This is a genomic window from Bradyrhizobium sp. HKCCYLRH2015 (genome assembly GCF_051168215.1).
Lineage (GTDB): Bacteria > Pseudomonadota > Alphaproteobacteria > Rhizobiales > Xanthobacteraceae > Bradyrhizobium.
In genome coordinates, this window is the sequence record NZ_JBNPUO010000002.1 from 298,893 (window position 1) to 323,050 (window position 24,158).

A 24,158-nucleotide genomic window follows, 5' to 3' on the forward strand; every position below is an offset into this window, starting at 1 on the left:
GAATCAGCGGCGCAGCCCGGTACGAGGTCTGTTCACGGCTAGATGTCGTGCTGCCATCGCGTGACGTCAGCTATTCGGCGTCACCTGACCGCCACCGGACGACCGGCCGGGGTGCAAGACCGTTAAGAGCGCGCAGAGCGGCGCGCCGCCAAGCGGTTGTGGTGACGCCGGCCGGCGCGCTGCCCGGTTGCAGCGGTCGCCGCGCTGGGTCACATTTCGCACCCGCGACTGGGTCCAGCCGTTCGCTGATCAGAAGGCCTTCATGCATGGGTCACAACGGAGCGATCCTGGTTGCCGGCGGCGCCGGCTACATCGGCGCCCATTGCTGCAAGGCTGTCGCCGAGGCCGGCTACGTGCCGATCTGCTACGACAATCTGTCCACCGGACATCGCCGCTTCGTGCGGTGGGGACCGCTGGTGGTCGGCGACATCGCCGACAGCGCCAGAGTGGCTGACACCATCCGCGCCCACGCGGTCGGCGCGGTCATGCACCTGGCCGGGCCGAGCACGATTGGCGAATCCGTCACCGATCCGCAGACATACTATCTCAACAACGTCGCCGGCAGCCTGGGCCTGCTGCAGGGCATGCGCGAGGCCGGCTGTGCGAGGCTGGTGTTCTCCTCGACCGGCGCGGTCTATGGCGACGCCGGGCGGGATCCGATTCCCGAGAGCGCCGCGGGATCGGCCCTGAATCCCTACGGCCGCTCGAAATACATGATCGAGCAGATCCTGGTGGACTATCAGGCGGCCTACGGCCTGTCGGCCATCGTGCTGCGCTACTTCAACGCCGGCGGCGCCGACGCGTCAGGCCTGATCGGTGAGCTGCGCGATCCCGAGACGCACCTGATCCCGCGGGCGCTGATGGCGATCCTCGGCCATGTGCCGGACTTCGCGATCTTCGGCACCGACTATGACACACCCGACGGGACCGCCGTGCGCGACTATGTTCACGTCGATGATCTCGCGGCAGCCCACATCGCCGCGATGGGGCGTCTGCTGCAGAACGGTTCGGGGGGCACCTACAATCTCGGCACCGGCCGCGGCCATTCGGTGCGCGAGATCGTCGATGCAATCGGCAGGGAGACCGGCGAGCGGGTCCCGCTGGTGGTGCGCGCGCGCCGCGCCGGCGATCCACCGGTCCTGGTCGCCGATCCCCGTCTTGCCCGGCAGGAGCTCGGCTTCGCGGCGCATCGGTCCGATCTCGGCACGATCATCCGCTCGGCCTGGAGCTGGCACCAGACCGCGCACCCCAGGATCGCATGAGGCCGATGCCGCGTGTCGGGAGCTTGTCGGGGAAGTTGTTACGCCGCGGCCGGCGGCGTGTGCGCGAACTCGTCCACGAAGCTCATCTCCGCGCGCTCGTCGTCGACCGACCAGCAGCCGATCTCGGAAGCGCCCCGGAAGAAGTGGACGCTGTGGACCGGTGAGCGGAAATCGTCGCCGCGAATGATCTGGAGCAGCGTCTGCGCCACGCGGCGGTGATCGCCGGGGAGCCTGAGGTCGAAGAATGCGTCGCCATAGCCCGGCAGGATGGTGCCGGCCGAATCGCGAACTTCCATGCGCAACTGAGCCATGCTCGCATTCAACGACAGCAACGGTTTCCGCCCGGTAAATGCCGCCGCGCTTTGGTCTCGATCCGGCGGCACATGCGGCCTCATCATTCGAGAGCTATTGCAGCGTGAACAGACCGAGCGCGTCGCGGACATCGCGCAAGGTCGCAGTAGTGAGGGTGCGCGCCAGTTCGGTGCCGCGCCTGACGATGTCGAGAACATGGCTGGGATCGCGCGCCAACGCCGCCCGCCGGTCGCGGATGGGCGCGACCACGGCCTGCAGCACGTCATCGAGCCGCCGCTTCACGACGCTGTCGCCGAGGCCGCCTCGGACATAACGCGCCTTGAGGTCCGCAACAGCCGCAGGATCGTCGTCGAACGCGTCGAGATAGGTGAAGACGACATTGCCCTCGACGCGGCCGGGATCCGCGGCCCTGATGTGGCCGGGATCGGTGAACATGCGGCGGACGGCATCGCGGATCTCGTCCGCCGTGGCGGAGAGCGGAATCGTGTTGCCCTGTGATTTGCTCATCTTGGCCTTGCCGTCCACGCCGGGCAGGCGCCCGACGCTCGGGATCAGCGCGCGTGCCTCGGGCAGCACCTCGCTGCCCGCCTGGCGGTTGATGCGGCGGACGATCTCGTTGGTCTGCTCGATCAGCGGCGCCTGGTCGTCTCCGACCGGCACGATGGTCGCCTTGAAGGCGGTGATGTCGGCCGCCTGCGCGACGGGATAGCAAAGGAAGCCGGCCGGAATATCGCGGCCGAAGCCGCGCGCCTGGATCTCGTCCTTGATGGTGGGGTTGCGCTCGAGCCGCGCCACCGTGACGAAGTTCATGTAGAGCAGCGTGAGATCAGCCAGCGCCGGCAAATGCGATTGCAGGCAGATGGTCGTCATCTCCGGATCGATGCCGACGGCGAGATAGTCGGTCGCGATCTCCAGGACGTTCCGGCTCACCCTGGCCGGATCATGGGCGTGGTCCGTGAGCGCCTGGGCATCGGCCAGCAGCAGGAATTGCCGATGGGTGGATTGCAGCGCGACGCGGTTCCGCAGCGAGCCGACATAGTGGCCGAGGTGCAGGGGGCCGGTGGTTCTGTCGCCGGTCAGGATGACGGGACGGTCTGGCACTGAGGGACGCATTGTGGTTCTCCAGGAGTGAGAACCGCCGCTCGATCGAGCTCTTCGATGCTGTTGATGACAAGAACCGCGTCGCAGGCCGATGAACGGCGGCAACGGGCGATGAAAGACGAGGCCGTGCCGCTCCTAGATGGAGCGCCACCACATGTTCGCGCGCAGGGTCTCGGTCTTGATCATCGGACCGATATGGCCGAAATCGCGGATCGACGCAACCCGCTGACATGCGCCGAGCGCGGCGCGATCCGGCCATTCCGTCTATTCGAGATCGATCGCATGATACTGGCCGGTCTTGTCGAGCTGCGTGCCCCAGACCTTGTGCAGCGCCTGGTGGTCGGAGGGGCCGAAGCTCACCTTCGATCCAACGCCGAGCTCGTAGTTCTGCATCGATTCGAGGACGTCGACCAGCGACTCGGTGTCGACGGCGGGACCAGCGCGCCGCAGCCCTTCGATCAGGACGTTGGCGGTGAGATAGGCTTCCAGGGACGAGTAGTCCGCCGGCTCGCCGGGGAAATATTTGGCGAGCGCCTTCTTGTAGTTCAGGGTGACGGAGGCGTAGCCGTCGACGGCCGGCGTGACCTGGGTGCAGATGACGCCGTCGGCATAGCGCGGGCCGAGCACCATCAGCTCGCTGGCGAGGCCGGTGCTGCCGACGCCCGAGATCGTCGCGTAGGTCATGTCCGGATAGAGGTCGCGGGTCTTCTCGATGAACTTGGCCGCGGCGCGGAAGGTGGCGACCAGCACGACGGCCTTGATCGCATGCTTCTGCCGGCGGAGTTGCGCGATGGCCTCGTCGACATTGACGGTGTTGCGGCTGTAGCTCATGCGGAAGGCGTCGCCCGCGCCGCCGCGCAGCGCGTGCATCGCCTTGCTGACGCCCTCCCACCCCGCGTCGCCATAGGCGTCCTGCTGGGTGAGCACTCCGATCTCCTGCGGTCGCAGCTTGCGGCTCTTGACGAGATAGTTCACCAGCGCATGGGCTTCCTCGGCGTAGCCGGCGCGGTAGTTGAAGACGTAGCGGTCCGGCGGGTCGCGGCGGAGCGAAGGAGCCCCGGTGAAGGCGCCGAAATACAGCGCATGGTGCTCGAGCGCGTAGGGCACCGAGATCAGGGCCGTCGGGCTGCCGTAGTTCTCGACGAAGCCGAACACCTTTTGCTGCTCGTAGAGCTCCTTCATCGCGTTCAGCGTCCGCGTCGGCTCATAGGCATCATCGGCCGTGTAGAGCTTGAGCTGCCGGCCATGCACGCCGCCTTCCTCGTTGGCCTGCGCGAAGGCGAGGTCGATGCCGAGCTTGAGCTGATGGCCCATCTCGCGGGCCGGACCCGAGAACGGCGCCGCCATTCCGAAGCTGATTTCGGTGTCGGTCACGCCCTGGACCGGGGGGCGCGCGCTGGTCGGCGGCGCCGCCGCGGCATTGGCCATCCGCGTGTCGAACTTCGGCGTGCGGTCCTCCTCCCTGAGCGGCATGCTCTGGTCTGGCGTGACCACGGGGAGGGCGCTCGCGAACGCTCCGGTCGGGAAAGCATCCTGGACCGGCGCGACTGTCTGCGCGGCGCGGACCGGCGGCGGGGCGACTGTTGCCGGCGTCGTCACCTCCGCACTGCCGTTGGCGGAGAGCGCAGCGGTCCACCGCGTCGGAAGCCGCATCGCGGCAAAGCCGGCCACGCCAGCGGCGACAGCCACGAGCCCCAGCACGCTCAGCACGCCGAGCAACCGCCGCTCCCGTGGCGGCGGAGGAACCTCCTGCACGCCGTAGCGCGACGCGAATTCAGCGGGCGTGGGCCGGTCGTGCTCGTCGCGCCACGATTGTTCATACATCGGACGCCGGCCGTCGTCGTAGCCGGACGGGAATGGCGGATCGCGGTCGTCATTGGGCGCACGCAAATGTCTCACGATTTCCCCCTTGGCTCGCGCGTCATGGACTCGTTGGAGTTTTCTTCTTGATCGCGCGGCCGTCATACGCTGCAGGTTCTGCCGGCCGGATGAGTGTGGCCATGCGTCGAGATCTGCGCATGTCGCACGACCAGCACTCATCATCGCGTGCTGGTGGCTCGACTGTCCCAGACATGTTGTCTGGAACAAGTCCGAACGTCGACATGATACTGCGAAGCAATGCGGCGGTTGTTTGTTCGCGCCGTCAATTCCGGCTGAACAACGAGAGAGCTGCGCCGCCATGAGGGCAATTAGCTAAGACAACAAGTAGACGTGAAGCAGTCGAGCCTGATGGTTGGCATCAGGTGCCGATGATGCTGTTCGCCCGGCGCAAAGCCTCTCGTCAGTGGCCGGCTTTCTCCTCCGCCACCAGTCCCGTCACCATCGCCTTCACCATGGTCGCGATCTGCGCGCGCAAGGCGGCGAGCGGCACCGCGATCAGCTTCTGCTCCAAGCCGAGCGCGACCATGCCGTGGACGGCCGAGAACAGGCTGCGCGCGGTGACGCTGATGTCGTCGAACGAGCGCTGCGGAAACAACGCCGCCAGCGGCTGGTGGATGTGACGGAACAGGTGCATCTGGTCGGCGATGGCCCAGTCGGGCAGCGGCTTCTCGGGCGCCATGCGATGTTCGAACAGCGCGCGCCAGAGCTCGAGATTGTGGGCGGCGAAGTCGCAATAGGCGATCGCGATGCGCACCAGCGCAGCCTCGGGGCCGGGAGGGCCCGCGCCCTCGGCTGCGGACAGGTTGGCATCGAGCCGCGCCAGGGTGCGTGATCCGACCATCAGCACGAGCTCGTCGACATCGGCGACGAGATTGTAGACCGCGCCATTGGCGACGCCGATCTCCTGGGCGAGATCGCGCGTCTTCAGGCCGGCGAGACCCCGCGTGCGGATCATCCGCTCGGCAGCCTCGATCAGGGCTTCGCGCTGTTTTGCGCGTCTTTCCAGTGTCTTGGACATTGTCGACCAAAATATTGAGCGTCGCTCAAAATAATCCTTGAGCGCCGCTCATGATTGCGCTAGAAGAAATCCTATGAGCGATGCTCATAACAGGGAGTTCACAATGTTCAAGACCGTTCTGACGCTGTTTCGGGGCACCGTGGCCGTCGCGGAGGAGGAGCTGCAGGACCGTACCGCGCTGGTGATCCTGGATCAGCAGCTGCGTGACGCCGCCGCCGCTGTCGAACGCAGCAAGCGCGCGCTGGCTCTGGCCATCGCGCAGGACCAGCAGGAGGGCAAGCGGCTCGAGGCGACCTTGGCGCGGATCACCGATCTCGAGGTGCGCGCCACCGCAGCCCTCGACGGCGGCCGCGAGGATCTGGCCCGCGAGGCGGCGCACGCGATCGCCGGCCTCGAGGCCGAGCGCGACGCCGCCAGGACGGCGCGGGCGCTGTTCGCGACGGAGATCACGAGGCTGAAGAGGCATGTCGCCAACGCCGAGGCGCGCATTGCCGAGCTCGATCGCGGCCGTCGCATCGCGCGCGCCTCCGAGGCCGTACGCAATCTGCGCCGCGGCGGCATCGAGGCGGCGCGTCCTTACGAGTGCACGCTGCCCGAGGCCGAGGCGACGCTGAAACGGCTGCGCGAGCGGCAGATCGAGGCGCAAGCCGCGGACGAGGCGCTCATGGAGCTCGATGCCGCGACGGGGCCGATCACCACGGCCGAGAAGCTCGCCGAGCAGGGCTTTGGCCCGCGCATCAAGACCACTGCCGACGACGTGCTGGCGCGGCTGAAGGCCGGCCGCACCGCCCCGGCCAACTGAATTTCGTCACCCCCGATCGAACGCATCAACAACCACGCCATCATAGGAGCCGACCATGAACCAGAACACCCAGCCGCACAGCAGCGCCTTCATCACCTTCTCCTACGCCTCGTTCGGCGCCTCCGCCTTCCTCGTCGCTCTCGGCGTCTTCTTCATGCCGATCGATCTCTGGATGAAGGGCTATCTGACGATGGGCATCGTCATGCTGGTGCAGACCTGCGTCACCCTGACCAAGACCCTGCGCGACCGCCACGAGAGCGGCAAGCTCGTCAACCGCATCGAGGACGCCCGCGCCGAGCGCCTGCTGATGGAGGTGTCGAAGGCGGCGTAGGGCGGCAGTCGCAGCCCCCTTGCTTCCTCGGTCTATGGCATCGATCGTATCGGACGAGATGCATGCGACGCAGAAGCGTTCAATTGGTTACTCCGTCATGCCCGGGCTTGTCCCGGGCATCCACGTTTTTCCGAGGGCGCCGCACGGCGTGGATGGCCGGGACAAGCCCGGCCATGACGGCGTGGAGGCAGGACGTTCATGGAACAAGGCAGGGATGGAGCGGCCCAAGCATGGCTGCCATTCAGACTGCGTTTACCTTTGCCGCCGCTCCGCCTCTCATCATGATCGTGCATTAACGGCGTCAGGCTAGGTCAGTCGGATCTGGCCATGATGCTAGGATGCCGGTGACGGCAGGCATGGTCTGGCGGGTGGGTCTACAAGTGAACATCGTCGCAGCAGTGGGGCGTATCCGACGCGGCATCAGCTTCTGGCTGACCGCGCTCGGCCAGGAGGCGATGGACCTGTCGCTCCGAACCCACGCGGAGTTGCGCACGCGCATCGTCGAGAGCCCGGGGACGACCTTGGATGATGCGGCGCTGGCGGCGCTCGTAGCCGATCTCCGCACCATCGCCGGCAAGACGCTGCCGGCCGGCGAGCTCACCTATGGCATTTTTTCAGGCCAGCGCGAGCCGCTCGCGCGCGCCATCATCACCGTGGTGTCGGAGGAGGCGGGCGGCCGGCCGATCGCGTTCAACGCGCTCGCGGTGATGCAGGTCGAGCGCGACGGCGACGCCCAGCAGGTGCTGCATCTCGGACTGGTGATGGTCGACCCGGACGCGCGCGGCAAAGGCCTTTCCGGCGTGCTCTACGGCCTCACCACGCTGCTGCTGTTCATCCGTGACGGCCTGCGGCCGAAATGGATCTCCAACGTTACGCAGGTGCCGGCGGTGGCCGGCATGGTCTGCGAGACCTTCTCCGACGTCTATCCGTCGCCGCTGCCGCAGGCCCGGCCGAGCTTTGCGCATCTTCAGCTCGCGCGCGGCATCATGCGGGCGCATCGGGCGGTTTTCGGCGTCGGCGACGAGGCCGGGTTCGACGAACAGCGCTTCGTCATCACCGACGCCTATACCGGCGGCTCCGACGCGCTCAAGAAGACGTATGACGACGCGCCCAAGCATCGCGACCCCGTCTACAACGGCTTCTGTGCGCGCGAGCTGGACTACGCCAGGGGCGACGATCTGCTGCAGCTCGGCCGGATCGATCTCGCCGCCGCCCGGCGCTATCTGCTGCGCGAGATACCCTCGGACTCGCTGCCGGCGCTGCTGGCGACCTCGGCCGTGCTGGCGCTGCAGCGGATGATCCTGCCGCTGGTGCACTGGCTCGACGATACCAGGACGTTCGGCACCTTGCGTCCGCGCCGGCCGACCGGCGAGCCCACGCCATGACGGCCGGCATCGTTGCCGACTCCATCGTCAACCTCTGCGGCGCGATCGGCCTCGCGGTGGCCGCCGCCATGCTGCACCGGCGCGATCCCCGGGGACCGCTGACGGCGCGGCTCGTCGTTCTGCTCGGGACGGTCGCCTCGCTGTTCCTGCTGCGCGGCATCGCCTGGTGGATGGACAATGCTTTTCTCGACCGCCTCTCGCTGATTCCGGCGGCGCTGATCCCGCTCGGCGCGCTGGTGGTGACGGAGGGCCTGCTGCGCCGGCACGCGCATCGCATGCTCAAGGCAATTGCCCTTGCCGGCGGCGCGGCTCTCGCGATCGCCGGCGCGCTCGGTCCGGTCGCGTTCGAAAGCCACCACACAATCGTGCTGTCAGCCTTTCAGCTCGCGGGCTTTGCGACCTGCGCCTGGCTGCTGCTTCGCCGCGACCGCGCGAGCCTGCTGGCGTGGGAGAACCGCGCCATCGATCGCGTCGCCTTCGGCGCCATCATGGTCATCCCCTTCATCATCACAGATTTTCGCGTGCTGGCGCCGGGCATGCCGGTGCGGCTCGGCGCATTGGGCGCGCTGCTGGCGGTGACCGCGATCCTGATCGCCGGCGCCAGCGCGGAGACGCAGCGCCAAAGCGGGCTGCTGACGGTGTTGCGGATCCTCGGCGCCGCCTTGCTCGGCGCTGCCGCGGCCGCGCTCTCATCGGAGGTCGACGCGGCGCAACTGATGCGTTTCTGCGCGGTCGCCGTGGCCGGCGTGCTCACGATAGGACTGATCGGCGACGCCTTGCGCGCGGTGCTGCAAGCCCGCGAGCCTGGCGTGCTCGACTCGATCGGGGCGTCGAACGCGGCGACACGCGACGCCCTGATCGCCGAGCTCACGCGCCAGCCGGTCTTCGAGAGCGCGCGCCGTTGCCGCGAGGATGAGCTGATTGCCTATGATCCGCCGCTGCTGCGCGACTTTCTCGCGTCGAGCCGGGTGCTGCGCCGGGCCGATGCGCCGTGGCGGCGGGCGGCCAACGACCCGGCCGTCGAGCGCATGGTGGCGCTGATGGATGCGCGGCATGCGACGCATGTGATCGTGCTGTCGCACCGGCCGGTCGATCTCATCGTGCTCGCGGTCTCCGTGATCTCTGCCGATCCGGCCACGGAAACCGCGCTCGCGCTGGTCAGGCGCCTGCTGGTGCAGGCGCCCGAGCGAGACGTGATCACGCCCACATGTGATGATGCTGATGCTGTGACATGTCCATCATCGGCCCTTCCATCATCGGACCGTCCATGACGAGGGTCGCCGGAGCGGCGCTGGCGGCGGGCGCCGCGCTCGCCAGCATGATCACGTTCGAGGCGGGCGCCGCCGTGATGGCCGCCAGGACGGCGGCGGCGTCGGCACTGTTGCCGCCGCTGGTGGTCGCCAGCACCTGGCCGATCGTGGTGCCGTCGACATTGTAGGCGCCGCCATTGACCGGGATGTTGTTGCCGCCGACATCGGCTGCGTTCTGGTGCATCTGGTCGGCGGCCGCGGCGACCAGCGCCTTGTTGCCGGCCTGGAAGCCCTCGAGGATCTTGGCGATCTCGGCGCCGAGCGTGCTCTGGTCGCCGAGCAGCTCGTTGTCGAAGCGGGCCTGGAAGATGCCGCCCTGCGCCGCGTCGAAATCGGTGACGTCCTTCTTGAACGTCATCAGGTCGGCGGTGACCTTCGCCATCGCGGCGGCGTCGCCGGCATTGACCGCGGCGATGGCGGCTTTGCCGAGCGCGTTCGACTGGGCGATGAACATGGCCCAGAAATCGGTCTGCGCCTGGTTGTCCTGATAGGCCGGCGTCGGATTGAGGAAGTCGCCGAATCCGGTCCAGCCGTTGAGGCCGTTCTGCTGCGCCATGTTGGCGAGATTGGTGTCGCCGGCGACGATGTCGATGATGTCGAGGAAGTCGTCGTTGAGCGCGCGGCCGATGTCGACATTGCCGGCCGCGCCGTTGATGTGGGTGTTGACGAGCGCGAGCTGGTCGATGATGGCGAGCGCGTGCACGCCGGTCAGGCCGCCGAACTGCAGTGGGTTGGCGGCGACCAGCGCATTGAGGCCGGCGATCAGCGCGTCGACATCGTCCTGGATGATGTCGACATTGCTGTCGTTGACGCCGCCGATCAGCCGGTTGGCGGCGTCGTTGAAGATCAGGCCGAGCTCGGCCAGCGTGCCCTTGGCGGCGGTTGCGGCCGTCACGCCCTCGGGCAGCAGCGCCGGCGCCTGCAGGAAGCCGGTGACGCCATCGGCGTTGGTGGCCTTGCCGGCGAGGTTCGGATCGTTGTTGACGACGTTGAGGATGTCGAGATGCGCGTTGCGCAGCGCGGTCTCCGCCGCGGCGATGCTGCCGAACGCGCCGCCGCCGGTCACCGACGCCATTGCGGCATCCTGCGCCACCGTGATGTCGGCGAGAATCTTGTTGACGTTGGTCAACGTCTGCCCGGTGAACTGGTTGGCGGCGACCATCGCCTTCAGGCCGTCCTGAATCACGGTGAGATCGCCGGTGTAGTTGTAGACGCTGCCAAGCCCCTGGCCGCCTTCGTCGACCACGTTGCGCCACAGCCCGCCTTCCAGAAAGCGCGTCGCGTCGTTGAACACCACGCCGAGGTCGGCAAAACCGAGCGCGGGCGTCGGCGGCGTGGGTGTGGGAGGAGTCGGCGTGGGCGGCGTGGGCGCGGGAGGCATCGGCGCCGGCTGGCAGTGATGATTGTGATGATGATGGTGGTGGTTGTGATGATGGTGATCGTGGTGACTGTCGTGATGGTGACGATGATGGTGCGACATGTCCGACGTACTCCCCAAGGCTGCGCACCACTGCAAATGAGCCGAGGCAACGGGGCGCGGCTGACGCGGTGCGGATGATGCGGCTATCTGCTGCCCGCTTCGTGGCTGCTTCGCGCAAGGATTGTGGAATGCGTCTGCGTCAGATTGTCGTGCGGCGTACCCGGGGGCGCTGCCGCAGAGCTGCGACATCTCACCGCTTGACGGGTGAGGGGCCGCTTCAAGAGCGCGCGACCCGCGGCGGCGCCGCGCCATGGCAAATCAGCGAGTTGCAGGAGCGCTCGACCGCCGCGATTCGGTCGATGCTGGACGTTCCGAACGCACACGGAGCGCCTTGCGACGATCCGACGCGTCCGGCGAAATGATGCTGAGATCCAGAGCAACGACGGGCCGCCGCTGCGATGTGGCCGGATCATGGCGATTTCTTTGCGAAGGCCGCGAATGCGTCGGCGTAGTCGGCATGCCAGCGCGACAGCGGCGGCCGGTTCTCGACGATGTCGCCCGCGGCCCACAGGATGCGCCGCTCGTCCAGCGCGCGCGGCACGTCGTTGTCAGGGCACAGCACGTAGAAGTCGCCGGCCGCGACGCGCTCCAGCATGAAGTCGACGGTCTGCTCCGGTGTCCAGGCTGCGGCCGGCTTCTCGACGCGGCCATTGGCGGTCAGCGGCGTGAACACGAAGCCCGGAATGAACAGATGCGCTGTCACCTGGCAGCCGGGCGTGTTGCGCAGCTCATGCTGCAGCGCCTCGGTGAACGCCTTCACGCCGGCCTTGGAAACGTTGTAGGCGGGATCGCCAGGCGGCGTGGTGATGCCCTGCTTGGAGCCGGTGTTGATGATCAGCGCCGCCCGGCCTTGTGCGATCATGCCGGGGGCGAACACCTGCGCGCCATGGATGATGCCCCACAGGTTGACGCCGAGGATGCGCTGCCAATTGTCGTCGGCCAGCATCTTGCTGCCCGGCTGGATGCCGGCATTGTTCATCAGCACGTCGATCGCGCCGAACCGCTGCCGCACCGCCGTTTCGAGCGCGACCACGCTGTCCCGGCTGCTCACATCGACCGTGGCGGTCATGACCGCAGCCTCGCCACGCTTGGTCGCAGCCGCGAGCCTGGCGGCGGCGTCGCGCAGCCGGGCCTCGTCGATATCGGCGATGCAGACGTTCATGCCGCGTTCTGCAAAGCGCATGGCGGCGGCGAGCCCGATGCCGGAGGCGCCTCCGGTGATGACGGCGGTGTGGTCGGCGGACAGAGCAGGGTGAGACACGGCAGGTTCTCCGGCATGACGATGAGATGCTGGTGTATGATGTCCTGGCGCGGCTGCAAGATCATCCCGCTGACGGCAAGACGGGTTTTTTGCGGCTACAACGCGAGGCGCATCAGTCCGGTCACAGATGCATCGTGTCGGCTGGAACCGGCTTACGACGCGGTTCTGGCCGCGCGGGCCTTCCGTGGCTTCTCGATGTCGCTGCGCAGCGCGGCGAGATCCTTCTTCACGGCATTGGCCGCGTCGCGCTCGATGCGCCGGTAACGTTCGACCAGCTGCGCGCCGAACGCCGTCAGCGCCGCGCCACCGCCATTGCGGCCGCCGGTCTGCCGCGCGACCGCGGGCTGCCGGCATACCCGGTTGATCTCGTCGACGAGGTCCCAGGCCCGCTTGTAGGACATGTCCATCGCGCGCCCGGCCGCTGAGATCGAGCCGTGCCGCGCGATGTTCTCCAGAAGCGCGATCTTGCCCGGCCCGATCCGGCTGCCGTCATCGAGATCGATGCGCAGGCTGAGCGAGGGCAGGGCGTTCGCTTTCGGCATGGAGGGTCTGCTCATACTGACGTGGGGCGGACATTGCCACCATCATGTTTTGCGAACAAGATGATGCCAATCGACAATCGCAACGACATCTGGGGACGAAATGCTGCCTGCGCTGTTTTCACCGCTCACGATCGGTCCTTATCACCTCAAGCATCGCGTCGTGATGGCGCCGTTGACCCGCATGCGCGCCGCAAAGGAGACGCTCGCGCCGCGGCCGCTCAACGTCGACTATTATGCGCAGCGCGCCACGCCGGGCGGGCTGATCATCGCCGAGGCCTCGCCGGTCGCGCCGACCGGCACCGGTAGCCCGAACGTGCCGGGCATCTATAGCACGGCGCAGATCGCCGGCTGGAGGCAGGTCGTCGACGCCGTGCATGCCAAGGGCGGATTCATCTTCCTGCAGCTCTGGCATGTCGGCCGCGTCTCGCATTCCTCGTTCCAGCCGGGCGGTGCGCTGCCGGTGGCGCCGTCGGCGATCGCGATCGGCGACGATCTCAAGGCGATGACGGCGGACGGCAGGCCGGCGGCCTACGAGACGCCGCGGGCGCTGGAGTCCGACGAGATCCCCGCGCTCGTCGCGGCTTATGGCCAGGCGGCGCGCAACGCGATCGCGGCGGGCTTCGACGGCGTCGAGGTGCATGGTGCGAACGGCTATCTGATCGAGCAGTTCCTGCAGACCCGCAGCAACCAGCGCACCGACCGCTACGGCGGCTCCATCGAAAACCGCTGCCGCTTCCTGCTCGAGGTGACGGAAGCCGTGATCGCCGCTTGCGGCGCCGACAAGGTCGGCGTGCGGCTGTCGCCCTATGGCATCGCCAACGGCTCCGGCGAAGCCGACCCGATGCCGCTCTACACGCATGCGATCGAGGCGCTGAACAGGCTCGGCATCGCCTATCTGCATCTGATCGAGCCGCGCTCCTCCGGCGCCGGCCGCGCCGACGTCAACTGGCAGAACGTGCCGTCGGCCATCGCTCTGTTCCGGCCGGTGTGGAAGGGCGTGCTGATCGGTGCCGGCGGCTTTACCGGCGAGCCGGCGGAGGCGGCGATCAAGGCGGGCCATGCCGACGCCATCGCCTTCGGTCGCTACTTCATCAGCAATCCGGACCTGCCGGCACGCCTGCAGCACGGCTGGCCCTTGACGCCCTATCACCGACCGACCTTCTACGGCGGCGAGGAGAAGGGCTACACGGACTATCCGGTGTATCAGGAGACAGCCGAGGCGTAGCCTCCGCTCTCTCCACGTCATTGCGAGAAGCGAAGCGTATGATGATCGACGCTCTTCGCTCGTCTCTTTCCACATCGTCATGCCCGGGCTTGTCCCGGGCATCCACGTCCATCCAAGCGTGCCGACCGACGTGGATGGCCGGGACAAGCCCGGCCATGACGTGGTGAGGGCTTGCACCAACAAACAACACCGCGTCGCCGGAGGAACTGCAACATGAAGAACCGCACCACCGGACGTTCGGCCTTCCTCGCGCTGCTCAAGGACGAGGGCATCACGCATCTGTTCGGCAATCCCGGCACCACCGAGCTGCCGGTGATGCACGCGCTGAAGGATCATCCCGATCTCACCTACGTCATGGCGATGCAGGAGAGCCTGGTGGTGGCGATCGCCGATGGCTTCAGCCGCGCCTCGGGACGCCTCGTCGCCTGCAACGTTCACGTCGCGCCGGGTCTCGGCAATGCGATGGGCTCGCTCTACAACGCGCAGTTCACCGGCACGCCGATGATCCTCACCGCCGGCCAGCAGGAGCAGGGCCACGGCCTGATGGAGCCATTGCTCTATGGTCCGCTGGTGCGGATGGCCGAGCCGCTGGTGAAATGGGCGGTCGAGGTGACGAGGCTGGAGGACCTGCCGCGCATCGTCAGGCGCGCCGCCAAGGTGGCGACCACGCCTCCGACGGGCCCCGTCTTCATCTCGCTGCCCGGTGATATCCTCAATGCCGAAGCCGGCATCGAGCTCGGCCGGTCGACGCGGGTCGATGCGCGCGTGCGGCCGACCGCGGACGCGTTGCAGGGGCTGGCGCAGCGCATTCTCAAGGCGCAGCGGCCGATGATCATCGCCGGCGACGAGATCGTCAAGAGCGATGCGCTGCAGGCCGCGGCCGAGTTCGCGTCGGCGCTCGGCGCTCCCGTGCATCAGCAGTCCGCACCCTATGGCGCGCATTTCCTGTCCGAGCATCCCTGCTACATCGGTTCATTGTCGCGCGCGCAGAAGCAGGTCCGCGACCTGCTTGCACCCCACGATCTTCTCATCGTGCTCGGCGCCGACCCCTTGCGGATGTCCGTCCACAGCGAGATCGAGCCGCTGCCCGAGGGCTTGCCGATCGTGCAGATCGGCCTCGTCGATTGGGAACTGGGAAAGAATTTCGGCGCCGAGATCGCGCTCAAGGCCGACGTTCGCGAGACGCTGCTTCAGCTCACGCCGCTCTTGCGCGACCTCGGCGGCGCGGCCCTGCAGGCGCGTGCGCAGGAGCGCGTGGCCGAATTGTCCGCGAAGAACTGGAGCGCGCGGCGCCGCACGCTGGCCGCGCAGATCGAAGCGGCGCGCGAGCGGATGCCGATCGATTCGGACTATCTGGCGCTGCAGGTCGCCGAGGCGATGCCGGAGCACGGCATCCTGGTCGACGAGGGCCTGACCTCGGCGCGCTACATGACGGCGCTGTGGCCGTATCGCGACCGCTACAACTATCACGCGCTCGCCTCGGGGGGCATCGGCTGGGGCCTGCCGGCCTCGGTCGGCGTCAGCCTCGCCAATCCCGACCGCCCGGTCGTGTGCTACTCCGGCGACGGCAGTGCGATGTATTCGATCCAGGCGCTGTGGACCGCAGCGCATCACAAGCTGCCGCTGTCGGTGGTCATCGTCAACAATGGCGGCTATCGCATCATCAAGCAGCGGCTGCTGTCGTTCCACGGTGATGACAACTATATCGGCATGGATTTCGCCGATCCGCCGGTGGACTTCGCCGGGATGGCACGGTCGCTGGGCTGCGAGTCACTGCGCGTCAGCGATCCCAGTGAGTTGAAGTCGGTGCTGTCGGAGGCCTTCCGGCGGCCGGGCACGAAGCTGATCGAGGTGATGGTGAGCAATGCGGTGAATTGAACAGCTCGGCCTCATGGTTCGAGACGCGCCGCACCTCATCCGCGGCGACCTGCTCGCTCGGTCACGACCATCCGGGGGAAGCGGCGCTCCTCACCATGAGGGTGGGAGATCTCGCCAGCCATGAGGTTAGGATTTCGCCACAAGCTCGGTCCTCGTCCTGAGGAGCCCGCCGCAGCGGGCGTCTCGAAGGACGGCGGCGGGCGGAGAAGCCGCGAGAAAATTCTTTACGAATATCCGAAGATGTGCTTTATTCCCGAAATCCCGCCTCATACGGAGGGGCGCATCGCGATCGTCACGACACGCGAGGTGGGATGCGACGGCTGTCGGCATGCCGCAGCGTGGGGAGACCCGCGCCGACGAACGGCAGGTTGCGGACGTGAAGGCGTGTGGTCCTGGCGCCCCGATGCTGGCGCCAAGTCCGCGGGTGATGATCCCGCAGACGACGGTGGCTATCGAGCCGGACACCGGGGAGAGCGCGCTATAAGCGTGAAAACCGTCGCGCGGGGAATGCCGGATGTTCGGCTGAACCTGTGGTGACTGCCGCCTGCTTTTCTTTCTGCAGGCGGGCCATGGGTGAGGCCTTCACCCGGCATTCCCCGCGCCCTCCGTCTCGTGAGGGTGTTCATGCCAATAGCTCGGGTGCTCGACCGCACCGCGAGAACGAGAGCGCGTAAGTCGGGGACGGCGACAATGCTGCCCGACGCGTCAACTCCCAGGCATGGCAGTTCCATAATCCGAGACGCATGCGCTGACCCATTGAATTCAAACCCAGCCTCTTTCGCTCCGCCCACGATCCCGATATGACGCCGCCTTCGTTGTGACTGGAAAAGCGCCATGACCAGGATTGATGCAATCGCCCGTGCCCGTCAAAGCCTGACGAGCGGTGACTTCCTGGCCGAGCTCGGCCGCCGGGTCGCCTATCGCACCGAGAGCCTCAATCCCGAGCGCAAGGACGACCTCGCGGCGTATCTGGCCAACGAGCTGACGCCGTCCTTTGCCGCGCTCGGCTTTTCCTCCGAGATCGTGCCCTCGCCGAGCGGCAAGTCGCCGTTCCTGATCGCGACCTACCACGAGAGCGACAGCGCCCCGACGATGCTCAGCTATGGCCACGGCGACACCGTCGACGGCATGGCCGGCGAATGGCGCGACAGGCGCGATCCCTGGGCGGTGATGCCGGACGGCAACCGCCTCTACGGCCGCGGCACGGCCGACAACAAGGGCCAGCACAGCATCAACATGGCGGCGCTGCGCGCGGTGCGCGAGGCCCGCGGCGGCAAGCTCGGCTTCAATGCCAAATTCATCATCGAGATGGGCGAGGAGATCGGCTCGCCCGATCTCGCAGAGGTGGCCGACCGGCATCGCGACGCCTTGAAGGCCGACGTCTTCATCGGCTCGGACGGCCCGCGGCTGTCGACCGCGCGCCCCACCATCTTTCTCGGCTGCCGCGGCGGCATCCGGCTGCATCTCGACGTCAACCTGCGCGAGGGCGGCAATCATTCCGGCAATTGGGGCGGCGTGCTCGCCAATCCCGCGACCATTCTCGCCAACGCCATTTCCACGCTGGTCGACGGCCAGGGCCGCATCAAGCTGGAGTCGCTGAAGCCGCCGCGCCTCACCAACGCCATCCGCGCCATCCTCGCCGACGTGAAGGTCGAGCCGACCGCCGACGAGCCGGCGCTGTCCGACAATTGGGGCGAGGACGGGCTGACGCCGGCGGAGCGGCTCTATGCCTGGAATACGCTCGAGGTGCTGGCGATCTCCTCCGGCAATATCGACAAGCCGGCGAATGCGATCCCGGGCCGCGCCCGTGCCGTGCTGCAGCTGCGTTTCGTCGTCGGCACCAAGGTCGACAGCATCGTGGAGGACGTGAAGAACCACCTCGTTGCGCATGGCTTCCCGATGATCGAGGTCAGCATGACGCAGGGCTTCATGGCCTCGCGCGCCGACATCGACAGTCCCTGGATCAAATGGGCCGCGGATTCCATCAAGATGAGCACCGGCAAGGCGCCCGCCGTGCTGCCGAACTTCGGCGGCTCGCTGCCCAATGACGTGTTTGCCGACGTGTTGAAGATGCCGACCATGTGGGTGCCGCATTCCTATCCGGGCTGCTCGCAGCACGCGCCGGATGAGCACATTCTGCTGGATGTCACGGAGGAGGCGCTCGGCCTGATGGCCGGGCTGTTCTGGGATCTTGGCGAATTGCGGAAGCCGCTGTGAACCGAGAAGGAGGCATGAGCACACATCGCCTGGCATCATTGGTGCTCACCTCCCGCCGCCTGAGCCGGAGTGAGGGGCGTGCCGCGTGCGGGAACCGTCCGCCTGCAACTTTCGTCTGGTCGCGGGGCATGCGAGCTGATCGTAGTTTACCATCCCGACGTTCGGCGCTGCCGTTTCAGCCCGAACGTCTTGTCGAAGGGGACGCGGGACAGGCAATTTGTCGCAAGCGTCCGAGAACTTCCCGCCGCGGGGCGGTCTATGGTGCCCGCGCTCGTCCGGCCGGAGATCGTCCGGGGGCGGGGGCCATTTTGAGTTCGCTGTGGTTTATGCAAGCATCCGGCGATCAGCCGGATTGAGGAGATCAGTTATGAAGCAGCTTCGCCTATTCGGTCTTGCCGTCGCCGCCGCGCTCTGCGCCGGCCAGGTGCAGGCCGAGGACCTGACGGGGACCCTGAAGAACATCAAGGAGACCGGTGCGATCACGCTGGGCGTGCGCGACTCCTCGATCCCGTTCTCCTATCTCGACGACAATCAGAAGCCGATCGGCTTTGCCATCGACATCTGCATGGGCATCGTCGATGCCGTGAAAAAGGAGCTCAAGCTCGACAAGCTCGACGTGAAGCTCAATCCGGTGACGTCGTCGACCCGCATCCCGCTGCTCGCCAACGGCACCATCGATCTGGAATGCGGCTCCACCACCAACAATGCCGAGCGCCAGAAGCAGATCTCCTTCACCAACACCCACTTCCTGACGGCGAGCCGCTACGTCTCGAAGAAGTCGAGCAACATCAACAAGATTGATGATCTGAAGGGCAAGACGGTCGTGTCGACTGCCGGCACCACCAACATCAAGCAGCTCACCGAAGCCAATGCCGCACGCAATCTTGGGATCAACATCATCCCGGCCAAGGATCACGCCGAAGCCTTCCTGATGGTCGAGACCGATCGCGCCGTGGCTTTCGTGATGGACGACATCCTGCTGTCGAGCCTCGTCGCTAGCTCCAAGGATCCGGCCGCCTACGTCATCTCCAAGGATGCGTTCTCCAAGCCGGAGCCCTACGGCATCATGCTCCGCAAGGACGATCCGCAGTTCAAGAAGGTCGTCGATGCCGCGACCGCCAAGATCTACACCAGCGGCGAGGGCGCCAAGCTGTATGACAAGTGGTTCATGCAGAAGATCCCGCCGAAGGGCCTGAACCTGAACACCCCGATCTCGGCCGAGCTGAAGGCTGAGTTCGCCAAGCCGTCGGACTCGCCGGATCCGGATTCGTACAAGCCGTAAGGTGAAGTCGCATTAAGCTCGTGCCGCGACGCCGGTGCGCTCCCTCCCCCCTTGTGGGGGAGGGGGCCCGCAGAGGCAGTCTTTGCTGAGACCCCCACCCCTCCCCGCTTCGCGCGGGGGAAGGGGAGCGCAGTGTCGCTCGTGGCGACATTGCGTAAACCGACCGCGAGCTATCACTTCAGGACACCCCCGTGAACTACACCTGGAACTGGCACATCTTCCTGGAGCCGAACCCGACCGGAGCGGGCACCTATTTCGACATGCTGCTGTCGGGGCTGAAGGTCACCATCGTGACCTCGCTGTCGGCCTGGGTGATCGCGCTGATCTGCGGCACGATCGTTGGCATCCTGCGCAGTCTGCCCTCGAAATTGGCGACCTGGATCGGCTTCGTCTATGTCGAGTTCTTCCGCAACATGCCGCTGCTGGTGCAGCTGTTCCTGTGGTTCTTCGTGCTGCCCGAGTTGCTGCCGCGAACCGCCGGCCTGTGGCTGAAACAGATGCCGAATGCGCCGTTCTATACGGCCGCGGTCGGCATCGGGCTGTTCATGTCGGCGCGCGTCGCGGTGCAGCTCGCGGCCGGCATCGGCTCGCTGCCGCGCGGCCAGATGATGGCGGCGACCGCGCTCGGCCTCACCACCTTGCAGGCCTATCGCTACGTGCTGCTGCCGATGGCCTTCCGCATCATCCTGCCGCCGCTGACGTCCGAATTTCTCAACACGGTCAAGAACAGCGCCGTGGCGATCACGATCGGTCTGATCGAGCTGACGGGCGCCGCCCGCGAGATGCAGGAATTCTCCTTCCAGGTGTTCGAGGCGTTCAGCGCCGCAACGCTGATGTATCTCGTCATCAACGTCATCGTCGTGATCGGCATGCGCCTGCTGGAGCGCGCGGTGGCGATCCCTGGCTACATCACGGGCAAATGAGATGCTGGCCAATTTCGATTTCGACGTCATCCGCCGCTCGCTGAGCTACCTGTTCATCGACGGCATGACCTTCACCTTGACGCTGACCGCGCTGTCGGCTTTTGGCGGTCTCGTCTTCGGCACCATGATCGCGCTGATGCGGCTGTCCGGCTATCGCGTGATGGGCTGGATCGCCGGGCTCTATGTCGACTTCATGCGCTCGCTGCCGCTGGTGCTGGTGATCTTCTGGTTCTACTTCCTGGTCCCCTATATCGGGCAGTGGATCACCGGATCGTCGCGGCCGATCAAGGTCGGCGCCTTCGCCTCCTCGCTGATCACCTTCATCATGTTCGAGGCGGCGTATTTCTCCGAGATCATGCGCGCCGGCATCCAGTCGATCTCGCGCGGTCAGCCGGCCGCGGCCTCGGCGCTCGGACTGACCTATGCGCAGACCATGCGCTACGTCGTGCTGCCGCAGGCGTTCCGCAACATGCTGCCGGTGCTGCTGACCCAGACCATCGTGCTGTTCCAGGACACTTCGCTGGTCTACGTGCTCTCGATCCCGGACTTCCTCGGCGCCGCCTCCAAGGTCGCGCAGCGCGACGGCCGGCTGGTCGAGATGTATCTGTTCGCGGCCCTGATCTACTTCACCATCTCCTGCATCGCGTCCTACGGCGTCCGCCGCCTGCAGTCGCGCATCGCCATCATCAGGTAGTCGGCTCCCATGATCGAAATCAGCCACGTCAACAAATGGTACAGCCCGAGCTTCCAGGTGCTGAAGGACTGCACGACATCGGTCGCCAAGGGCGAGGTGGTGGTGGTCTGCGGTCCCTCCGGCTCCGGCAAGTCGACCCTCATCAAATGCGTCAACGCGCTGGAGCCGTTCCAGGACGGCACGATCACGATCGATGGTCTCAAGGTCAATGATCCCAAGACCAACCTGCCGAAGCTGCGCTCGCGCGTCGGCATGGTGTTCCAGCATTTCGAGCTGTTTCCGCATCTGAAGATCATCGAAAATCTCTGCCTCGCCCAGCAGAAGGTGCTGGGGCGCGGCCACGAGGAAGCGACCGCCAAGGGCATGAAGCTGCTGGAGCGCGTCGGGCTGAAGGAGCAGGCGCAGAAATTTCCGGCGCAGCTCTCGGGCGGCCAGCAGCAGCGTGTCGCGATCGCGCGTGCGCTCGCCATGGACCCGATCGCCATGCTGTTCGACGAGCCGACCTCGGCGCTCGATCCGGAGATGATCAGCGAGGTGCTCGACGTCATGGTCGATCTCGCCCGCGAGGGCATGACCATGATGGTCGTGACCCACGAGATGGGGTTTGCCAGGAAGGTCGCCCACCGCGTCATCTTCATGGACCGCGGCGAGATCGTCGAGGACGCCAAGAAGGATGAGTTCTTCGGCCAGCCCCGCAGCGAGCGCGCGCAGCAGTTCTTGTCGAAGATTTTGTCGCACTAGTTAGACCCGTCATTCCGGGTTCGATGCTGCGCATCGCCCCGGAATGACGGCGAGAGAAACGATCGGCGCATGCTAAGGACTATGCGTGCGCTGATGAGAAAGGAGATACCGCCTTGGACCCCATCGCTTACGTCAACGGCGCCTTCGTGCCCCTGTCCGAGGCCAAGGTCTCGGTGCTCGATCGCGGCTTCCTGTTCGCCGACGGCATCTATGAGGTGGCGGCGGTGCTCGACGGCAAGCTGGTCGACAGCGCCTCGCACCTCGCCCGGCTGGAGCGCTCGGTCGGCGAGATCGGGCTGGCGCTGCCGGAGAGCCTGGCGCGAATCGAGGCGCTGCAGAAGGAGCTGGTCGCGCGCAACCGGCTCGACCAGGGCATGGTCTATCTGCAGGTCACGCGGGGCGCTGACAAGGGCCGCGACTTCCCGTTTCCGAAAGGCGACGTCAAGCCGACGCTGGTGATGTTCGTGACCGCCAAGAACATCGTCGATGCACCCTCGGCGACGGCGGGCATCGGCGTCATCACCGTGCCCGACATCCGCTGGGCGCGGCGCGACATCAAGAGCGTCGCGCTGCTGGCGCAGGTGCTGGCGAAGCAGGCGGCTGCGGCCGCCGGCGCTGGAGAGGCCTGGATGGTCGAGGATGGTCACGTGACCGAGGGCGGCTCGTCCTCCGCCTTCATCCTGACCAAGGACGACGTCATCGTCACCAGGCCGAACTCCAACGCCATCCTGCCGGGCTGCACCCGCAAGGCGGTGGTGAAGCTCGCCGAGGAGCGTCAGCTCAAGGTCGAGGAGCGGCTGTTCACCGTGGAGGAGGCGCTCGCGGCGAAGGAGGCCTTCATCACCAGCGCGAGCTCGTTCGTGCAGCCGGTGGTCACGATCGACGGCAAGCCGGTCGGCGACGGCAAGCCTGGCCCGGTCGCGGCGCGGCTGCGCGAGATCTATGTCGATTTTGCGCGCGCGACGGCGGTGTAGTTCGACGAGAGAGCAGATGCAGCATCGAAACCCGTTTGCTTCGTCCGGCGCTTTGCTATCGTGGCGGCGAACCAAACAAAAACGGGGAGGCGTTTCGATGCGGTATCGCTTGTGCGGGCTTGCGGCCGGACTGTTGATTGCGGGCGCGAGCTGGGGGACGGCATTCGCCGATGACGGCTGGGTGACCCTGGTCGACGGTGACAAGAAGGTCGAATTCGCCGAGGTCGGCAAGGCCAATTGGGAGGCGAAGGACGGCGTGCTGATGGCCGACAAGCTCGACGGCAAGGATCCGTCCTATCTGGTCACCAAGGCCAGCTACAAGGATTTCCAGATCAAGGCCGAGTTCTGGGTCGACGACGCCGCCAACAGCGGCATCTTCATCCGTTGCGACCAGTCGACGAAGATCGACTCCAACATCTGCTACGAGGTCAACATCTTCGACAAGCGGCCCGATCCGAAATACGGCACCGGCGCCATCGTCGACGTGTCCAAGGTCGATCCGATGCCGAAGGCCGGCGGCAAGTGGAACACCTACGAGATCACCGCCAAGGGCACGCGGCTGACCGTGATGCTCAACGGCGAGAAGACCGTCGACGTCGACGACAGCAAGCATGCTGCGGGGCCGATCGCCCTGCAATACGGCTCGGGCGTCGTGAAGTTCAAGAAGGTGCAGATCAAGCCGCTATAGCGGTGCATTCCGGGCAGCGGCGCTGACCGCGGCTCGCGCGGTAAAGGCCCTTGCAGTACCAATGGCGCGCCATCATCTGCAGAGGATGGCGGGCCAGCCTGGCCAGCGTCACCAGTTCGAGCATGGCGGGCATTGCGGACTCCCTCACTTTCTTCCGACGAGATGGGGCGGCGCTTCGGTGACGGAAGTGCCGCCCCAGTCGCGTCAGCCATGCAGCTTCTTTGCGGTCTCGGCGATCACGCGCCCTTGATAGCGCGCCCCCGCCAGCTCGTTCTCGCTCGGCAGCCGGCTGCCGTCGCCGCCAGTGATGGTGGTCGCGCCATAGGGCGAGCCGCCGGTGATCTCGTCGAGCTTCATCTGGCCGGCGAAGCCGTAGTTGAGGCCGACGATGGTCATGCCGAAATGCAAGAGGTTGGTGATGATCGAGAACAGCGTGACCTCCTGGCCGCCATGCTGGGTCGCGGTCGAGGTGAAGGCGCCGCCGACCTTGCCGTTCAGCGCGCCCTTGGCCCAGAGGCCGCCGGCCTGGTCGAGGAAGTTGGCCATCTGCGAGGCCATGCGACCGAAGCGGGTGCCGGTGCCGACGATGATGGCGTCATAGTTGGCGAGCTCCTCGACCTTGGCGATCGGTGCGGCCTGGTCGAGCTTGTAGTGCGAGGCCTTGGCGACGTCGGCGGGCACGAGCTCCGGCACGCGCTTGATGTCGACGGCGGCGCCGGCTTCGCGGGCGCCTTCGGCGACGGCGTTGGCCATCGCTTCGATGTGGCCGTAGGCGGAATAGTAGAGAACGAGAACCTTGGTCATGGAAGTCTCCGTGGGAATGCGAGTGATCGGGGAGGGCGTCCCGGCCG

General features: G+C 66.5%; 23 protein-coding genes. 14 read left to right on the forward strand and 9 right to left on the reverse strand.

The features are described from left to right. The first annotated feature begins 266 nt into the window (after positions 1–266). A complete protein-coding gene (galE, locus tag ACQR1H_RS05425) occupies positions 267–1,262 on the forward strand; it encodes a UDP-glucose 4-epimerase GalE (RefSeq protein ID WP_434887850.1) in 996 nt (331 codons plus the stop codon). A 38-nt stretch (positions 1,263–1,300) separates the two neighbouring features. Here galE and ACQR1H_RS05430 read toward each other — a convergent pair whose 3' ends face one another. The 4 genes from ACQR1H_RS05430 to ACQR1H_RS05445 all read right to left on the reverse strand — a co-directional run bounded on the left by ACQR1H_RS05430 (position 1,301) and on the right by ACQR1H_RS05445 (position 5,574). Beyond that, a complete protein-coding gene (locus tag ACQR1H_RS05430; protein WP_315801861.1) occupies positions 1,301–1,645 on the reverse strand; it encodes a hypothetical protein in 345 nt (114 codons plus the stop codon). A gap of 22 nt (positions 1,646–1,667) precedes the next feature. Next, positions 1,668–2,687, reverse strand: coding sequence for a tryptophan--tRNA ligase (gene trpS, locus ACQR1H_RS05435; RefSeq protein WP_434887849.1), 1,020 nt, complete (start codon positions 2,685–2,687; stop codon positions 1,668–1,670). A 252-nt stretch (positions 2,688–2,939) separates the two neighbouring features. Then, on the reverse strand, positions 2,940–4,574 hold the full coding sequence (locus ACQR1H_RS05440) for an ABC transporter substrate-binding protein (RefSeq protein WP_434887848.1): 1,635 nt from the start codon (positions 4,572–4,574) through the stop codon (positions 2,940–2,942). Positions 4,575–4,956: 382 nt separating this feature from the next. Then, positions 4,957–5,574 carry a TetR/AcrR family transcriptional regulator gene (locus ACQR1H_RS05445; RefSeq protein WP_315801864.1) on the reverse strand — a complete coding sequence of 206 codons (618 nt, stop codon included), beginning with the start codon at positions 5,572–5,574 and terminating at the stop codon, positions 4,957–4,959. A gap of 103 nt (positions 5,575–5,677) precedes the next feature. Here ACQR1H_RS05445 and ACQR1H_RS05450 point away from each other — a divergent pair, with 103 nt between their 5' ends. From ACQR1H_RS05450 to ACQR1H_RS05465, 4 genes are all read left to right on the forward strand, one after another. Next, positions 5,678–6,376, forward strand: coding sequence for a PspA/IM30 family protein (locus ACQR1H_RS05450; RefSeq protein ID WP_315801865.1), 699 nt, complete (start codon positions 5,678–5,680; stop codon positions 6,374–6,376). Between the two features lie 55 nt (positions 6,377–6,431). Continuing rightward, on the forward strand, positions 6,432–6,707 hold the full coding sequence (locus ACQR1H_RS05455; protein ID WP_315721840.1) for a YiaA/YiaB family inner membrane protein: 276 nt from the start codon (positions 6,432–6,434) through the stop codon (positions 6,705–6,707). 380 nt (positions 6,708–7,087) lie between these two features. Then, positions 7,088–8,092 (forward strand): hypothetical protein, encoded by a 1,005-nt coding sequence (locus tag ACQR1H_RS05460; protein ID WP_315802164.1) that lies wholly within the window; start codon positions 7,088–7,090, stop codon positions 8,090–8,092. Further along, positions 8,089–9,363 (forward strand): hypothetical protein, encoded by a 1,275-nt coding sequence (locus tag ACQR1H_RS05465; RefSeq protein WP_434889542.1) that lies wholly within the window; start codon positions 8,089–8,091, stop codon positions 9,361–9,363. The genes ACQR1H_RS05460 and ACQR1H_RS05465 overlap by 4 nt, the downstream gene beginning before the upstream one ends. Here the strand turns inward: ACQR1H_RS05465 and ACQR1H_RS05470 are convergent. The 3 genes from ACQR1H_RS05470 to ACQR1H_RS05480 all read right to left on the reverse strand — a co-directional run bounded on the left by ACQR1H_RS05470 (position 9,290) and on the right by ACQR1H_RS05480 (position 12,685). Continuing rightward, positions 9,290–10,882 (reverse strand): hypothetical protein, encoded by a 1,593-nt coding sequence (locus tag ACQR1H_RS05470; protein ID WP_434889541.1) that lies wholly within the window; start codon positions 10,880–10,882, stop codon positions 9,290–9,292. The two genes, ACQR1H_RS05465 and ACQR1H_RS05470, sit on opposite strands and share 74 nt — an antisense overlap. Positions 10,883–11,291: 409 nt before the next feature. After that, positions 11,292–12,143 carry an SDR family NAD(P)-dependent oxidoreductase gene (locus tag ACQR1H_RS05475; RefSeq protein ID WP_316217158.1) on the reverse strand — a complete coding sequence of 284 codons (852 nt, stop codon included), beginning with the start codon at positions 12,141–12,143 and terminating at the stop codon, positions 11,292–11,294. 152 nt (positions 12,144–12,295) lie between these two features. Further along, on the reverse strand, positions 12,296–12,685 hold the full coding sequence (locus ACQR1H_RS05480) for a winged helix-turn-helix domain-containing protein (protein WP_316179535.1): 390 nt from the start codon (positions 12,683–12,685) through the stop codon (positions 12,296–12,298). Positions 12,686–12,785: 100 nt separating this feature from the next. Here ACQR1H_RS05480 and ACQR1H_RS05485 point away from each other — a divergent pair, with 100 nt between their 5' ends. The 9 genes from ACQR1H_RS05485 (at position 12,786) to ACQR1H_RS05525 (ending at position 23,307) form a co-directional block, all read left to right on the forward strand. Next, positions 12,786–13,910: an alkene reductase gene (locus tag ACQR1H_RS05485; protein ID WP_316217157.1), complete on the forward strand. Its 1,125-nt coding sequence runs from the start codon at positions 12,786–12,788 to the stop codon at positions 13,908–13,910. Positions 13,911–14,123: 213 nt separating this feature from the next. Continuing rightward, complete coding sequence (locus ACQR1H_RS05490) at positions 14,124–15,788, forward strand: thiamine pyrophosphate-binding protein (RefSeq protein ID WP_434889540.1); 1,665 nt, start codon at positions 14,124–14,126, stop codon at positions 15,786–15,788. A gap of 834 nt (positions 15,789–16,622) precedes the next feature. Continuing rightward, entirely contained in the window at positions 16,623–18,005 is a 1,383-nt protein-coding gene (locus tag ACQR1H_RS05495) for a M20 family metallopeptidase (RefSeq protein WP_434889539.1), read from the forward strand. Between the two features lie 367 nt (positions 18,006–18,372). After that, complete coding sequence (locus ACQR1H_RS05500; RefSeq protein ID WP_315801873.1) at positions 18,373–19,287, forward strand: amino acid ABC transporter substrate-binding protein; 915 nt, start codon at positions 18,373–18,375, stop codon at positions 19,285–19,287. Positions 19,288–19,478: 191 nt separating this feature from the next. After that, the gene (locus tag ACQR1H_RS05505; protein WP_315801874.1) at positions 19,479–20,210 is read left to right on the forward strand and encodes an amino acid ABC transporter permease; all 732 of its coding nucleotides are present in this window, start codon (positions 19,479–19,481) and stop codon (positions 20,208–20,210) included. A gap of 1 nt (position 20,211) precedes the next feature. After that, positions 20,212–20,904 carry an amino acid ABC transporter permease gene (locus ACQR1H_RS05510; protein ID WP_315801875.1) on the forward strand — a complete coding sequence of 231 codons (693 nt, stop codon included), beginning with the start codon at positions 20,212–20,214 and terminating at the stop codon, positions 20,902–20,904. A 9-nt stretch (positions 20,905–20,913) separates the two neighbouring features. Next, on the forward strand, positions 20,914–21,645 hold the full coding sequence (locus ACQR1H_RS05515; protein ID WP_316179526.1) for an amino acid ABC transporter ATP-binding protein: 732 nt from the start codon (positions 20,914–20,916) through the stop codon (positions 21,643–21,645). A gap of 113 nt (positions 21,646–21,758) precedes the next feature. Beyond that, positions 21,759–22,619: a D-amino-acid transaminase gene (locus ACQR1H_RS05520; protein ID WP_315801877.1), complete on the forward strand. Its 861-nt coding sequence runs from the start codon at positions 21,759–21,761 to the stop codon at positions 22,617–22,619. Between the two features lie 97 nt (positions 22,620–22,716). Further along, complete coding sequence (locus ACQR1H_RS05525) at positions 22,717–23,307, forward strand: 3-keto-disaccharide hydrolase (protein ID WP_315801878.1); 591 nt, start codon at positions 22,717–22,719, stop codon at positions 23,305–23,307. Here ACQR1H_RS05525 and ACQR1H_RS05530 read toward each other — a convergent pair. Together ACQR1H_RS05530 and wrbA are read right to left on the reverse strand one after the other, a co-directional pair. After that, positions 23,294–23,440, reverse strand: coding sequence for a hypothetical protein (locus ACQR1H_RS05530; protein WP_315801879.1), 147 nt, complete (start codon positions 23,438–23,440; stop codon positions 23,294–23,296). The two genes, ACQR1H_RS05525 and ACQR1H_RS05530, sit on opposite strands and share 14 nt — an antisense overlap. Before the next feature lie 71 nt (positions 23,441–23,511). Then, positions 23,512–24,111: an NAD(P)H:quinone oxidoreductase gene (wrbA, locus tag ACQR1H_RS05535; RefSeq protein WP_315801880.1), complete on the reverse strand. Its 600-nt coding sequence runs from the start codon at positions 24,109–24,111 to the stop codon at positions 23,512–23,514. Between the last annotated feature and the right edge of the window lie 47 nt (positions 24,112–24,158).

Bases quoted from the DNA above. Each gene is read 5' to 3' on its own strand.
- ACQR1H_RS05495 (WP_434889539.1), top strand. From the start codon at position 16,623: ATGACCAGGATTGATGCAATCGCCCGTGCCCGTCAAAGCCTGACGAGC.
- ACQR1H_RS05530 (WP_315801879.1), bottom strand. From the start codon at position 23,440: ATGCCCGCCATGCTCGAACTGGTGACGCTGGCCAGGCTGGCCCGCCAT.
- wrbA (WP_315801880.1), bottom strand. From the start codon at position 24,111: ATGACCAAGGTTCTCGTTCTCTACTATTCCGCCTACGGCCACATCGAA.
- ACQR1H_RS05450 (WP_315801865.1), top strand. From the start codon at position 5,678: ATGTTCAAGACCGTTCTGACGCTGTTTCGGGGCACCGTGGCCGTCGCG.
- ACQR1H_RS05490 (WP_434889540.1), top strand. From the start codon at position 14,124: ATGAAGAACCGCACCACCGGACGTTCGGCCTTCCTCGCGCTGCTCAAG.
- ACQR1H_RS05525 (WP_315801878.1), top strand. From the start codon at position 22,717: ATGCGGTATCGCTTGTGCGGGCTTGCGGCCGGACTGTTGATTGCGGGC.
- ACQR1H_RS05500 (WP_315801873.1), top strand. From the start codon at position 18,373: ATGAAGCAGCTTCGCCTATTCGGTCTTGCCGTCGCCGCCGCGCTCTGC.
- ACQR1H_RS05455 (WP_315721840.1), top strand. From the start codon at position 6,432: ATGAACCAGAACACCCAGCCGCACAGCAGCGCCTTCATCACCTTCTCC.
- ACQR1H_RS05445 (WP_315801864.1), bottom strand. From the start codon at position 5,574: ATGTCCAAGACACTGGAAAGACGCGCAAAACAGCGCGAAGCCCTGATC.
- ACQR1H_RS05480 (WP_316179535.1), bottom strand. From the start codon at position 12,685: ATGCCGAAAGCGAACGCCCTGCCCTCGCTCAGCCTGCGCATCGATCTC.
- ACQR1H_RS05470 (WP_434889541.1), bottom strand. From the start codon at position 10,882: ATGTCGCACCATCATCGTCACCATCACGACAGTCACCACGATCACCAT.
- galE (WP_434887850.1), top strand. From the start codon at position 267: ATGGGTCACAACGGAGCGATCCTGGTTGCCGGCGGCGCCGGCTACATC.
- ACQR1H_RS05515 (WP_316179526.1), top strand. From the start codon at position 20,914: ATGATCGAAATCAGCCACGTCAACAAATGGTACAGCCCGAGCTTCCAG.
- ACQR1H_RS05485 (WP_316217157.1), top strand. From the start codon at position 12,786: ATGCTGCCTGCGCTGTTTTCACCGCTCACGATCGGTCCTTATCACCTC.
- trpS (WP_434887849.1), bottom strand. From the start codon at position 2,687: ATGCGTCCCTCAGTGCCAGACCGTCCCGTCATCCTGACCGGCGACAGA.
- ACQR1H_RS05510 (WP_315801875.1), top strand. From the start codon at position 20,212: ATGCTGGCCAATTTCGATTTCGACGTCATCCGCCGCTCGCTGAGCTAC.
- ACQR1H_RS05465 (WP_434889542.1), top strand. From the start codon at position 8,089: ATGACGGCCGGCATCGTTGCCGACTCCATCGTCAACCTCTGCGGCGCG.